The following is a 13,554-nucleotide window of genomic DNA, read 5'->3' as shown; positions in this document are numbered from 1 at the left end:
TTACTAATTATGCCTAATGTTGGATAGATTGCAAAGGGAAACTTATCGACATGGTTATCCTATGAGAAAAGGGAGGAATGTAGAACTTTTTGTTAAAAGAAAAAAACAGGACAAACTTCGCCTGTTTTTTTCAAAATTCGTGTCATTTTATGTCAAATAGTTTTTTTGCATTCCTTGTAGTTACTTCAGCAATTTCTGCAAATGAGATCCCTTTTATTTCTGCAATTTCTTCCGCAACCAATTTTACATAGCTTGGTTCGTTACGCTTTCCACGAAAAGGATGGGGAGCTAGGTATGGACAGTCTGTCTCAATTAGCAACTTCTCTAATGGAATCTCTGCCGCCACTTCCTTTGGTTTTTTTGCATTTTTAAAGGTTACTGGACCACCTAAGGAAATATAAAAATTCATATTCACGCATTCTTTTGCAATCTCAGGGCTTCCACTGAAGCAGTGCATAATACCTCCTACTTCCTCAGCACCCTCTTCTTTTAAAATTTCCATAACATCAGCAGTTGCTTCACGGTTGTGTATAACAATTGGAAGTTTTACTTTTTTTGCTAGTTTGATTTGTTTACGAAATACTTCCTTTTGAATATCCTTTGGCGATTTATCCCAATAATAATCAAGACCCATTTCCCCAAGGGCGACTACTTTTGGATGGGCGGAAAGTTCTTCAATCCATTTTAAATCTCCTTCAGTCATATCAATTGCATCCACAGGATGCCAACCAACGGAAGCATAGATAAACTCATATTTGTCTGCTAACTCAATTGCCCTTTTAATGGTTGGGCGATCAAAGCCAACGACAACTATCGTGGATACTCCTGTATCTTGGGCCCGGGAAATTACATCCTCTAAATCCTCACTAAATTGATCTGCATTTAAATGCGCATGTGTATCAAATAACATTTTTCGCTCCTATAAACATTTTTGGTCGAACCTTGTTCTTTTAGTATAAAAAAAATAGAAATGCCCCGAAATTTGTTACACGTGGAACATTTCTAAAAAAAGTAATCCAACCGTTTAAACAATACAAGAAATTGAGGCAAGTAAATTTCTAATCAGAACGTTTTTTTATTTAACCTTTGCTCCATTCGGTAATGTTTGATCGACTGTTGCCAGTGATAAAGCACCATCTTTAGAACCTGCCAAAATCATCCCTTGTGACAGTTCACCACGGAGCTTAACCGGTTTTAAGTTGGTAATACAAATTACCTTCCGACCAACCAATTCCTCTGGTTTATAGTATTGAGCAATTCCAGAAACTACTTGACGTTTTTCATAGCCTAGATCGAGTTGGAGCTTCAATAGTTTATCTGTCTTCTTAACTGGTTCAGCTTGAATTACCTCTGCCACTCTCAAGTCAATTTTCATGAAATCATCGATTGTAATTTCATCTACTTCAGGAACAGCTTCCTTCGCTTCTTCGACAACAGGTGTTGAACCTTGCATTTTTGTCTTAATAAAAGCAACCTCATCTGCAATTTCAAGCCTTGGGAAGATCGGTTCCCCTTTTTCTACTTTTGTTCCAGAAGGAATATCTCCAAATCTTTCAAGACCATCCCATGTTTTAAATGACTCATCTTGAAGACCTAATTGTTTAAAAATCTCATTCGGTGTACGTGTTAAGAACGGTTGGAGTAGTATAGCTATTCTGCGCAATGATTCGACTAAATGAATCATCACGTTTGAAAGTTCCAATTTATGTTCCTCTGACTTAGCCAATGTCCAGGGTTGGGTTTCATCAATATATTTATTGCTTCTGCTGACGAGCTGCCATATCGATGTCAATGCGACAGAAAACTCCATTTTTTCCATTGCCTCTTCATACTTTGAAACCACTTCTTGATTTACTTGAAGTAAAGCAGCATCAAATTCGCCTACAGAGCCAGAATAGGCAGGAACCACACCATCAAAATATTTTTCCACCATGGCAACGGTACGGTTCAACAGATTTCCAAGATCATTTGCAAGATCGAAATTAATTCTTTCGACAAATCCCTCTGGTGTGAAAACACCATCAGCGCCAAAAGGTACTTCTCTTAATAAATAATAACGAAGAGCATCAAGGCCGTATCGATCAATTAAAGTAACTGGATCAACGACGTTCCCCTTTGATTTTGACATCTTTCCGTCCTTCATTAACAGCCAGCCATGAGCAAACACTTTTTTAGGTAGAGGGATATCAAGTGCCATTAACATAATAGGCCAATAAATGGTGTGGAAGCGGACGATTTCTTTTCCAACGAGGTGGACATCCGCAGGCCAGTAATTTAAATATTTTGCGTCATTATCTGTGCCATATCCTAATGCCGTGATATAGTTTGATAATGCATCAATCCATACATAAATCACATGTTTTGGATCTCCAGGGACCTTAATACCCCAATCAAATGTTGTTCTTGAAACAGCTAAATCCTCAAGTCCTGGTTTAATAAAGTTATTAATCATTTCATTTTTACGAGACTCTGGCTGGATAAAGTCAGGGTTTTCTTCATAATATTTCATCAATCGATCAGAATACTTACCCATTCTAAAGAAGTATGATTCCTCTTTTACCTTTTCAACTGGTCTGCCGCAATCCGGGCAATTGCCTTCAACTAGTTGGCGATCCGTATAAAATGATTCACATGGGGTGCAGTACCAGCCTTCATATTGATCAAGATATATATCACCTTGCTCAAGTAATCTTGCAAATATTTTTCCAACAACTTGCTTATGTCGATCCTGCGTCGTTCTAATAAAGTCATCATATGAAATATCGAGTTTTTTCCATAAATCTTGAATTCCACTAACAATCTCATCTACATATTGTTGTGGTGAAATACCCTTTTCCTCAGCTTTCCGCTGAATTTTTTGCCCATGTTCATCCGTTCCTGTTAAATACATAACATCATATCCACGCAAGCGCTTATAACGTGCCATTGCATCACCTGCAACGGTCGTATAGGCATGCCCTATATGTAAATTGCCGCTTGGATAATAAATTGGAGTTGTAATATAAAAAGTTTTTAATTTATCCTGCATTTGTAACCCTCCTTAGATAGTGCAAAACACAAAAATCTTATTTAATCATTATTACCTTTTTTTACCCTCTTCTATCATCAAAATATACCGAAAAATAACACTTTGTGCAACAAGCCCATCCACATACACGCTTTTCCAATATAAAACTAAACTCCCTACCCCATTAAAAAGAAAGGTATCGTCGAAACGTGTAGTAGATATGTTGGAGTTTGTAAAGATTTGTCGAAATAAAGATTTTCAATCCGATTCCTTTTTCTATTTTAAGTGGATTGAAATGTACTATTCAGCCTCTTATTTTCCGCAAAACCGTGATAAATTAATGCTCTACAAGGCATACAAATTTTCCCGTTATTTTTTAATATAAAATAATTGACGAATATGGGAATGCCTGGTATTATAGAGTTATAAGAAATTTGTCGAATAATGACGAATAAAAAATATAGAATCATGCATTTGAGAGGAGATAATATTAATGAAATCTACTGGTATTGTCCGTAAAGTTGACGAGTTAGGCCGTGTGGTTATTCCAATCGAATTAAGACGTACTCTAGGTATTGCTGAGAAAGATGCTCTTGAAATCTATGTTGACGAAGAGCGTATTATCTTGAAAAAGTACAAAGCAAACATGACTTGCCAAGTAACTGGTGAAGTGTCTGATGACAACTTAGCACTTGCAGGTGGAAAGCTAATCCTTAGCCGTGAAGGCGCTGAACAGTTAATAAAAGAAATTCAAAACTCATTTGAATTAGCAAAATAATATCTAAAGCTTCTCCAACTGGAGAAGCTTTTTTTTGTTAATCAGAATTTATATCTTAAAGCTTGATTATTATCTAGCACAATTCTAATCCACTCAAAATCATTTCAACCCTTATAGTGCTTTGTAGGGGCACTTTCGCTTTCTAGTCTATATGGTATGCCTGGTAAACATCCCTTTTATTGAGCCCTCGGTCTATTGCTACATGTTTAATAGCTTCCTTTGACGGGATATTATTTTCTGCAATATAATGATCGACATGCTCTTCAATCGTTAAATGTTCCCACCAACCCGTTTCTTCATCAGTTTGCTTCTCATTTGACCCTTCGATAATAATACAAAATTCTCCACGTATTTCATCCTGCCTAGCCCATTCATTTACCTCTGTCAGCGTACCTCTAATAAATTCCTCATATCTTTTCGTCAGTTCCCTACAAAGAGCTGTATTGCGATCTCCAAGTATCTCTAACATCAGATTCAACGTTTCTTTAAGACGATGGGGCGACTCATAAAAAACAATCGTATCAGACTGCTTCTTCAAGCGTTCCAATTCTTTTTTCTTTTCTTTCCTTTGCCGATTCAGAAAACCGTAAAAGTAAAATGGCTGACTTGGAAGTCCTGAGGCAATTAAAGACGTAAGTGCTGCGTTTGCTCCAGGTAAAGGAACTACTGTCAGATTTTCTTTTAAAGCAGCAGAGACAAGCTCAAATCCAGGATCAGAGATGGTTGGCATTCCAGCATCACTTACCAATGCAATTTTTAATCCTTCTTTTAACTTTTCAATTAGCTTCTCTCCACTCGTTTCTTTATTATGCTCATGGTAGCTAACGAGGGGTGTAGTAATTTCAAAATAATTACACAATTTCTTTGTATTTCTTGTATCTTCTGCAGCAATAAAATCTACCTCTTTTAATATTCTAACTGCCCGAAAACTCATATCCTCTAAATTTCCAATTGGCGTTGGAACAAGATATAGTATCGCCTTGTGTTCTTCCTGATCAAAGCTTTTTTGTTGCCACATCATATCCACCCGTTTCCCTATTTAAAAACTCTACTTTCTTTTTACGAGATAAACTTTTAAAATAACATTCAGCCTTTAACGCTTCACTTTTACTAGAAAACTGTCTAAAGTGAGTTAACGATACAGGACCTCTACCACGTGTATATTTAGCTCCTTTTCCAGCATTATGAAGCCCAATTCGTCGCTCAAGATTATTGGTATACCCTCCATAAAAACTTCCGTCTTTGCACGTTAACACATAAAAGAAATGCTCATTTGTTTCCATATAAAATCTCTCTTATTTCAGGGGTATATTCATTATCCTCATTATAGACAACAAGTGGGGGTAATATTTTCAGACCAGTATTTCCATCTTTTGTTGCCTCCACCAATATCATATTTGCATCCTTGCCATTCTTAGGATGGACAAATTGAACCCGCTTCGGTTCAAGCCGATATTGCCGCATATAAGTAATAATGTCAATCAATCGGTCTGGACGGTGGACAAAAGCTACCTTTCCTCCTGTCCTGACCAATTGACTCGAAACACGGATTGCATCATCAAGTGTGCATAAAATTTCATGACGTGCAATAGCAAGGTGCTCATTTAAATTGATCTCTTCACTTGAGGGTGTAATAAAATAAGGGGGATTGCACGTTACAATATCAAACTTCCCATGGCCCATTTCCTTAGGCATGTTGTTTATATCCCCACAAATCATGTGAAGACGCTCTTTGAGCCCATTATAGTCAATACTTCTTTGGGCCATATCAAATAATCGCTCTTGAATTTCAACTCCCGTAATATGCCCTTTTGTACGTGTACTTAAAAATAATGGAATCACTCCATTGCCGCTACATAAGTCTATTAAGTTTCCCTTTTGAATGGGGACATATACAAACTTTGCAAGTAGTACAGCATCAAGGGAAAAGGAAAATACGGACGGACTTTGAATGATCCTTAATTCTTCAGCAAGCAAGTAGTCTAAACGTTCATCCTCTTTCAAATTCACCATATTTATTCCTCCGTAAAAATAGCCTTCCCTTTTTAAGGAAGGCAAGGCATTATTTCTTGTTTAAAAAGGATAGACAGAACAAACAATCTCCATCCTTACGCAGGCTACCAAAGTGAAGGTTACAAATATGAAAACCCTCCTGGTAAATACGGGCAAGATTATCATAGCCCTCACCTATATCAAACAACTTGTCCCTATCTGTTTCCTGACTAACCCCTTTTTTATCTCCTGGAGCTTCATTCTTTTTTTCTGAAGTTGATTCCAATCGACGTCGCAAAAGACCATTCTCAATTTTCAGAGAATTGTTTTCTTCGAGGATTTCAGCCAAGTGCTGCTTTAATTCTCCAAGCCGTTGATATAGATTGCCAATTTGTGTTTCCATATTACTTACAGAATCAAAAATTTCTTTTTTATCCACGTCTTCCACCTCATTAATCTGTGGATGGTATAGAAAAGGCACCCTCTTTAATTATTTCATCTAGTGTGTATTCTAGAACTCGTTCCAGTTCTTTAATCTCCACCTGTAGTACCCGCTCTAATAAATTTAATCCTACCACTTTCCCTGAGCCAAGAGGAGTATCTATTACCTCTCCAAGATCAGGTAACTGTTGTTTAGCTGCTTCATATTCATCATTCTCATATTTCAAGCAACACATAAGTCGTCCGCATAAACCCGAAATTTTTGTTGGGTTTAAAGAGAGATTTTGGTCTTTCGCCATTTTTATGGAAACTGGGTCAAAGTCACCTAAAAAGGTGGAACAGCATAGCATTCTACCACATGGACCAATTCCTCCAAGCATCTTAGCTTCATCCCGAACGCCTATTTGTCGTAATTCGATGCGTGTTCGGAAAATTGCCGCTAAATCTTTTACAAGCTCACGGAAATCAACTCTTCCATCTGCTGTAAAATAGAATATGACTTTGTTGCGGTCAAATGTATATTCAACATCTACCAGTTTCATATCTAGTTGATGTTCGATTACTTTTTCATTGCATACCGTATATGCTTCATTGGCTGCCTGTTTATTTTCCTCTACAATCATTCGATCCTTTTGATCAGCAATTCTAACGACTTTTTTCAAAGGAAGTACAACATCGTGTTCTCCAACTTGTTTGCGGGCAATTACGACTTTTCCGTATTCTACACCTCGAACAGTTTCAACAATTACAAAGTCGTCTTTTTGAATCGAGAGATCTCCGGGTTCAAAATAATAGATTTTCCCCGCCTTTTTAAAGCGTACTCCGACTACATCATACAAATGAAGATCCCTCCTGCAATTTTAACACAAGCTGTTCCATCAACAGCTGAGGATTCATATTGGCTTGCAGCTTTCTTTTTGCATCAAGAATTGCTACCATCTGGTTGGTTAAACTCTGAGAAGACGCTCTTAAAGCAAATTGTTCAAGTTGTTCCTTTTCCTTTATAAAAACGATCTGTTCTTCTTTACCTATTTGTATATATAATAAATCCTTAAAAATAAGAAGTAAAAGATCTAAACCACGATCAATTTGTTCTTTCTCTTTAAAATGCGGATACCAATCCCCTTGAAGAGTGACCATTGCCTCGAGCGGATTTTTTTCCAACATTTTATATAATTTTAACACTATTTTTTGGGCTTGTGCAAACCAATCATCAACATTTAATGCAATTGCTTCATCTAAATTATTTGTCAAATGTACAAGTAATCGTGCATTCGACGGCTCAACCCCATTTTCTATCAATTCTTGAGCCATTATATGAGGTAGCAAAGGCTTAAAAGACAAGATCTGGCATCTAGAAAGAATAGTAGGTAACATTTTTTGATATTGTTCAGTTACTAAGAATGCCACAGTTTGCGAACTAGGCTCTTCTAAAAATTTCAACAGACTATTAGAAGCACTTACAGACATCTTATCTGCATGGACAATCATATAAATTTTCTTTGAGGATTCTACCCCCTTTTTAGAAAACTCACCTTGCAACTCTTTAATTTGTTGTTTCTTTATCGATAACCCATCAGGTTCTATCACATGAACATCTGGATGATTTCCACTGTTGATCCGTTTGCAATTAATACAAGCTTCACAAGGGAGATACCCATCGACAGGAGACACGCAAAGCAAAACTTTTGCAATTAACATACCTGTTTCTTGCTTCCCAGTCCCCCGCATCCCTTCTAGTAGATATGCATGGGCCACCCTGTCCTTCAACAAACTATTCTTCATCATCTTCAGTATGGTTGGCTGTATTTTCTCAAGTTGATCCCATGTTTTTACCAAGCTTATCACTCACTTTTATATTAACTTCATCTAAATGTTAAAATTGGAGAAACTGTTCAATAGGAAGGACAAATACTGTTGCCCCGCCTACCTCGACTTCAACTGGATAGGGAACATAAGAATCTGCATTCCCTCCCATCGGGGAAACGGGTGCCACTAGTTGTTCCCTTGACCTGCAATTTTCTTTAATTATCTGCAAAGCTCGTTCTACCCTACTATCTTCCGTACCAATCATAAAAGTCGTATTCCCTGACTTCAAAAATCCACCTGTCGTCGCCAACTTTGTAGCCCTGAAATTATTCTCTACCAACACTTTAGATAATCGATTGCTATCTTGATCCTGAACAACAGCCATTATTAATTTCACCTTTAATCCCTCCCTTATCTTTTTCCGACATTATACTTTCCTATATTATAACAGGTATTATTACTCGTTACATTTCTAATACAAAGTAGTTTTCCCAAAAAAAGAACAATAGAGCCTCATTTAGCCCTAGCAAGCATCCTAGCGGTAGTTGGGAAAGCCGTCCTTTGACAGCCAAATGCTCTTTATATGATAAGAAGGTATACACTTTTTCAACTTAAAAACTGTCCAGTGCTAGCTGCACTAATGGATTGAGCATTAATTAATTATTTTTATAAGTAAAAGAAAACCCGCCAGTTGGCGAGTCTTTAAAGATTTTTTATTCGTTCATTGATAATACAAATAGTCTTTTGAAAAACTTCTTCTAGTGGGAGTGAGGCATCTATTTTGATGATTCTTTTAGGGAACTGTGCCAGCAAAAGGTGATACCCTTCTCTCACCTTTTGGTGGAATTCTATTTTTTCTAGATCTAATCGATTAACTTCCCTTCCACTATGACTATTGATTCGCTTTAATCCCAATTCTGGTTCAATATCAAAGTAGAGAGTCAAATCAGGCATCATGTGCTCAATGGCAAATTGATTAATATCAAATACTTCTTCAATTCCTAATCCTCGTGCATGACCCTGATAAGCTAAGGAGCTATCAACAAACCGATCACAAAAGACCAATTTCCCCTCATCAAGGGCAGGCTTTACCTTTTCAATCAGATGCTGCCTCCGTGCAGCTGCATAGAGTAATGCCTCTGTACGGGGATCCATGGCTGTATTTCCCTTATCTAGTATTACTTTTCTTATTTGTTCAGCTATATCAATTCCACCCGGTTCTCTTGTAAGAAGCACATTATCGAATTGTTCAGCTATCATTTGAATTATGGTTGTTTTTCCAGCACCCTCTGGGCCTTCAAATGTAATAAAAATTCCTTTTGTCATTGTAATTAAACCCCCAAAACATTGTCTTTAAAAAACATTTATTAAGCCCTTTTTGAGGTCTCTGCTACCTTGAAATTTCGCGCCGCTCTCAATTAATCTTATTAGGCTTTCTATCCTCTCCTGTGTGATCCTTTCCCCTACTAGTAGCAACGGAATACCAGGTGGATAGGGAATGATCATTTCGGCTGCAACCTTTCCAATTGCTTCAGTAATAGGCATCTCTACTTTTTCTAATCCTTGCATCTCTTGGTAGGAAAATGATAAACCAGATATTCTATTATTGTGCATGGGTGCAAAATCTTTTATTGGATAAAACGGAATATCCTTTAAACTTCCCTTTATTTTTGTAGCAGCTTCAGCAAACGGGTAACTTTGATCTGCTTTTAAAAGTGGCAGGACAAACAAGACATTTAAAGGATCCGCAAGCTCTGTAAAAACTCCCACTTCTTCAAACTTCCTTTGAAGTTCAAAACCACTTAATCCACAAGTCGACTGAATTGTTACCTTTAAAGGATCACCTTTTCCTAAATAATCTAAGACCCTTATACCAGGGATTCCATTAAGATCTTCCTTAAATTGTTGTATTTCTTTTAATATGTAATCTATATCCTCACGTTGATATGTAGCCAAGTAGCTTCTCGCCAAGTCCAAAGAGGCCATAATCGGGTATGATGGGCTACTTGATTGAAAAATTTGCAAATATTCCTTCACCATATGTAGATCGATTAAACCACTATTAAAGTGTAAATAAGAACCCATTGTCATGGCTGGCAGTAATTTATGCGCCGATTGCACTACCAGATCAGCCCCTAGCTGAACAGCTGATTTCGGCATAGGCTCACCAAAGATAAAATGTGGCCCATGTGCTTCATCCACTAGGACAGGTATCCTGTGGTGATGTGCATGCTTGATAATACCCTCTAAATCATATGCCATTCCGTAATAGTTGGGATACGTTAAAATAACTGCTTTCGCATCTGGATATAATGCAATTGCATCTTTAACTGTTTGCGGAGTTACAGAGGTAGCAATCTTCCAATCATAGTCAAACTCTGGTTCCAAAAAAATCGGATGTACCTTCGCTAACTTTAAGGCATTCAAGATAGATTTATGGCAATTCCGCTGAACAAGGACATGACTACCTTCCACACACGTTGACATCACCATAGTTAAATTCCCACCCGTTGAACCATTCACTAGAAAAAAGCTTTTTTTTATTTTATACAGATCGGCTAGAAGTGCCTCTGATTCTAATATTACCCCTTCTGGTGAATGCAAATCATCTAAACCGGACAGTTCAGTGGCATCAATTTTTAATAATGATTGAAACCTAGCCTTTTCTGCTGATCTGAAAACTTCACCATATTTATGACCGGGTACATGAAATGAAATTGGATCTCTCTTAATATGTTGGAATAATGCATCACATAAAGGTGTTTTATATTGATTCATAATTATACTTCCTTCTTAGAGTCTCATATAGTTTAACAAAAAACATACATAAGTCTCAACTCCCCAACCTAAGTATGGAAATAAAGGAAATATAAGTACAAATCAAACACGATCTGGTGAAGAAGACGCACAATCAACCCTTAATTACTTACAGCTCTCTGCTTACTTTCTACCTATAAAGTTAGTAACTCATCTTTTCAAAAAAAAATAAGCCCTAAAAGGACTTGTTATGAAAAAATTTCAGGTGTCGTGACTTTTTTTAGCTGTTTAAGATAAAATTTATATCTCGGATCATTTGTTTTTGCTCTAATTATATCTTTTTCACATTTTTCACAAATAAATGAAGTGTATAGATGTATACCATTTGGCTTTAGTTGCTCACAAATAACGCACGTTTCCCCAAACTGACTATGTGCTAACAGCGAACTCAATTCCTCCACCTCCATACATCTATTCTTCCCTTGTCCCTTGATTTGTAAACAATTTTTGAAAAATTCTCATCTATTTTAAGTTCCTTGCTACTACTTTATGTAACGGCAGTCATTTGGGTGTATGTCTATGAGAGATTTCTTTGAAAACACTTCGTACTTTTTTTACACCTCTTTAGATGATCATTTTATCTTCTTTATGATTTATTTCAGCCTCCACCTTTTTGAAGAATCAAGAAATAAATTTTGACATAACAAAAGAAGGACAACCCAATTAAGGTTGTCCTTTTATTTGCCCGGCAACGTCCTACTCTCACAGGGACAAAGTCCCAACTACCATCGGCGCAAAGAAGCTTAACTTCCGTGTTCGGTATGGGAACGGGTGTGACCTTCTTGCCATAATTACCGGACTATTTTCTTTTGAGGCTTATTCCCTCAAAACTAGATAATGCAGAAGAAGTATTAAGAACGAGATCGCTTTAAAAATGGTTAAGTCCTCGATCGATTAGTATCAGTCAGCTCCACATGTTGCCACGCTTCCACCTCTGACCTATCAACCTGATCATCTTTCAGGGATCTTACTAGCTTGACGCTATGGGAAATCTCATCTTGAGGGGGGCTTCATGCTTAGATGCTTTCAGCACTTATCCCGTCCGCACATAGCTACCCAGCGATGCCTTTGGCAAGACAACTGGTACACCAGCGGTGCGTCCATCCCGGTCCTCTCGTACTAAGGACAGCTCCTCTCAAATTTCCTGCGCCCACGACGGATAGGGACCGAACTGTCTCACGACGTTCTGAACCCAGCTCGCGTACCGCTTTAATGGGCGAACAGCCCAACCCTTGGGACCGACTACAGCCCCAGGATGCGATGAGCCGACATCGAGGTGCCAAACCTCCCCGTCGATGTGGACTCTTGGGGAGATAAGCCTGTTATCCCCGGGTAGCTTTTATCCGTTGAGCGATGGCCCTTCCATGCGGAACCACCGGATCACTAAGCCCGACTTTCGTCCCTGCTCGACTTGTAGGTCTCGCAGTCAAGCTCCCTTGTGCCTTTACACTCTGCGAATGATTTCCAACCATTCTGAGGGAACCTTTGGGCGCCTCCGTTACTCTTTAGGAGGCGACCGCCCCAGTCAAACTGCCCACCTGACACTGTCTCCCACCCAGATATGTGGGTGTGGGTTAGAATTTCAATACAGCCAGGGTAGTATCCCACCGACGCCTCCACCGAAGCTAGCGCTCCGGCTTCTCAGGCTCCTACCTATCCTGTACAAGCTGTACCAAAATTCAATATCAGGCTACAGTAAAGCTCCACGGGGTCTTTCCGTCCTGTCGCGGGTAACCTGCATCTTCACAGGTACTATAATTTCACCGAGTCTCTCGTTGAGACAGTGCCCAGATCGTTACGCCTTTCGTGCGGGTCGGAACTTACCCGACAAGGAATTTCGCTACCTTAGGACCGTTATAGTTACGGCCGCCGTTTACTGGGGCTTCAATTCAGAGCTTCGCTTGCGCTAACCCCTCCTTTTAACCTTCCAGCACCGGGCAGGCGTCAGCCCCTATACTTCGCCTTGCGGCTTCGCAGAGACCTGTGTTTTTGCTAAACAGTCGCCTGGGCCTATTCACTGCGGCTCTTCGAGGCTATTCACCCAAAGAGCACCCCTTCTCCCGAAGTTACGGGGTCATTTTGCCGAGTTCCTTAACGAGAGTTCTCTCGCTCACCTTAGGATTCTCTCCTCGCCTACCTGTGTCGGTTTGCGGTACGGGCACCATTTATCTCGCTAGAGGCTTTTCTTGGCAGTGTGGAATCAGGAACTTCGGTACTAAATTTCCCTCGCTATCACAGCTCAGCCTTCACGCCAGCGGGATTTGCCTCACTGACAGCCTAACTGCTTAGACGCGCATATCCAACAGCGCGCTTACCCTATCCTTCTGCGTCCCCCCATTGCTCAAACGATAAAGAGGTGGTACAGGAATATCAACCTGTTATCCATCGCCTACGCCTTTCGGCCTCGGCTTAGGTCCCGACTAACCCTGAGCGGACGAGCCTTCCTCAGGAAACCTTGGGCATTCGGTGGATGAGATTCTCACTCATCTTTCGCTACTCATACCGGCATTCTCACTTCTAAGCGCTCCACTAGTCCTTACGATCTAGCTTCAACGCCCTTAGAACGCTCTCCTACCACTGACATCTAAGATGTCAATCCACAGCTTCGGTGATACGTTTAGCCCCGGTACATTTTCGGCGCAGAGTCACTCGACCAGTGAGCTATTACGCACTCTTTAAATGGTGGCTGCTTCTGAGCCAACATCCTGGT

The 13,554-nt window shown here is 39.2% G+C and carries 13 protein-coding genes and 2 rRNA genes (1 of these 15 cut by a window edge); 1 reads left to right on the top strand and 14 read right to left on the bottom strand.

Annotated features, from left to right (window positions below; all coding sequences use genetic code 11):
- Nucleotides 1-142: 142 nt before the first annotated feature.
- Complete coding sequence (locus RCG20_RS11540) at nt 143-910, bottom strand: TatD family hydrolase (protein ID WP_308180309.1); 768 nt, start codon at nt 908-910, stop codon at nt 143-145.
- Nucleotides 911-1,075: 165 nt separating this feature from the next.
- On the bottom strand, nt 1,076-3,028 hold the full coding sequence (gene metG / locus RCG20_RS11535; RefSeq protein ID WP_308180308.1) for a methionine--tRNA ligase: 1,953 nt from the start codon (nt 3,026-3,028) through the stop codon (nt 1,076-1,078).
- Between the two features lie 466 nt (nt 3,029-3,494).
- Between metG and RCG20_RS11530 the strand changes: the two genes are divergently transcribed.
- A complete protein-coding gene (locus RCG20_RS11530) occupies nt 3,495-3,785 on the top strand; it encodes a transition state genes transcriptional regulator AbrB (RefSeq protein WP_308184331.1) in 291 nt (96 codons plus the stop codon).
- A 142-nt stretch (nt 3,786-3,927) separates the two neighbouring features.
- On the opposite strand, the gene rsmI is transcribed toward RCG20_RS11530, so the two are convergent.
- The 12 genes from rsmI to RCG20_RS11470 form a co-directional block, all read right to left on the bottom strand.
- The gene (gene rsmI, locus RCG20_RS11525; RefSeq protein ID WP_308180307.1) at nt 3,928-4,803 is read right to left on the bottom strand and encodes a 16S rRNA (cytidine(1402)-2'-O)-methyltransferase; all 876 of its coding nucleotides are present in this window, start codon (nt 4,801-4,803) and stop codon (nt 3,928-3,930) included.
- Nucleotides 4,781-5,068: a GIY-YIG nuclease family protein gene (locus tag RCG20_RS11520; protein WP_308180306.1), complete on the bottom strand. Its 288-nt coding sequence runs from the start codon at nt 5,066-5,068 to the stop codon at nt 4,781-4,783. The genes rsmI and RCG20_RS11520 overlap by 23 nt, the downstream gene beginning before the upstream one ends.
- Nucleotides 5,055-5,798, bottom strand: a complete 744-nt coding sequence (locus RCG20_RS11515) for a tRNA1(Val) (adenine(37)-N6)-methyltransferase (protein WP_308180305.1) — start codon at nt 5,796-5,798, stop codon at nt 5,055-5,057. Before RCG20_RS11515 ends, RCG20_RS11520 begins: the two co-directional genes overlap by 14 nt.
- Nucleotides 5,799-5,847: 49 nt before the next feature.
- On the bottom strand, nt 5,848-6,216 hold the full coding sequence (yabA, locus tag RCG20_RS11510) for a DNA replication initiation control protein YabA (RefSeq protein ID WP_308180304.1): 369 nt from the start codon (nt 6,214-6,216) through the stop codon (nt 5,848-5,850).
- A gap of 13 nt (nt 6,217-6,229) precedes the next feature.
- Complete coding sequence (locus tag RCG20_RS11505) at nt 6,230-7,057, bottom strand: PSP1 domain-containing protein (RefSeq protein WP_308180303.1); 828 nt, start codon at nt 7,055-7,057, stop codon at nt 6,230-6,232.
- Nucleotides 7,050-8,057, bottom strand: coding sequence for a DNA polymerase III subunit delta' (holB, locus tag RCG20_RS11500; RefSeq protein WP_308180302.1), 1,008 nt, complete (start codon nt 8,055-8,057; stop codon nt 7,050-7,052). The genes RCG20_RS11505 and holB overlap by 8 nt, the downstream gene beginning before the upstream one ends.
- A 37-nt stretch (nt 8,058-8,094) precedes the next feature.
- A complete protein-coding gene (locus RCG20_RS11495) occupies nt 8,095-8,424 on the bottom strand; it encodes a cyclic di-AMP receptor DarA (protein WP_308180301.1) in 330 nt (109 codons plus the stop codon).
- 305 nt (nt 8,425-8,729) lie between these two features.
- Nucleotides 8,730-9,353, bottom strand: a complete 624-nt coding sequence (tmk, locus tag RCG20_RS11490; RefSeq protein ID WP_308180299.1) for a dTMP kinase — start codon at nt 9,351-9,353, stop codon at nt 8,730-8,732.
- Between the two features lie 27 nt (nt 9,354-9,380).
- Entirely contained in the window at nt 9,381-10,805 is a 1,425-nt protein-coding gene (locus tag RCG20_RS11485) for an aminotransferase class I/II-fold pyridoxal phosphate-dependent enzyme (protein WP_308180297.1), read from the bottom strand.
- 227 nt (nt 10,806-11,032) lie between these two features.
- Nucleotides 11,033-11,251 carry a sigma factor G inhibitor Gin gene (locus RCG20_RS11480; RefSeq protein WP_374120462.1) on the bottom strand — a complete coding sequence of 73 codons (219 nt, stop codon included), beginning with the start codon at nt 11,249-11,251 and terminating at the stop codon, nt 11,033-11,035.
- 276 nt (nt 11,252-11,527) lie between these two features.
- A 5S ribosomal RNA gene (gene rrf, locus RCG20_RS11475) occupies nt 11,528-11,643 on the bottom strand.
- 75 nt (nt 11,644-11,718) lie between these two features.
- Nucleotides 11,719-13,554, bottom strand: a 23S ribosomal RNA gene (locus RCG20_RS11470) (it continues 1,096 nt past the right edge of the window).

The sequence above is a fragment of the Neobacillus sp. PS3-40 genome (genome assembly GCF_030915485.1).
In the GTDB taxonomy this organism is placed as follows: Bacteria; Bacillota; Bacilli; order Bacillales; family Cytobacillaceae; genus JAUZPL01.
This window is presented reverse-complemented; position numbering and strand designations above follow the sequence as displayed.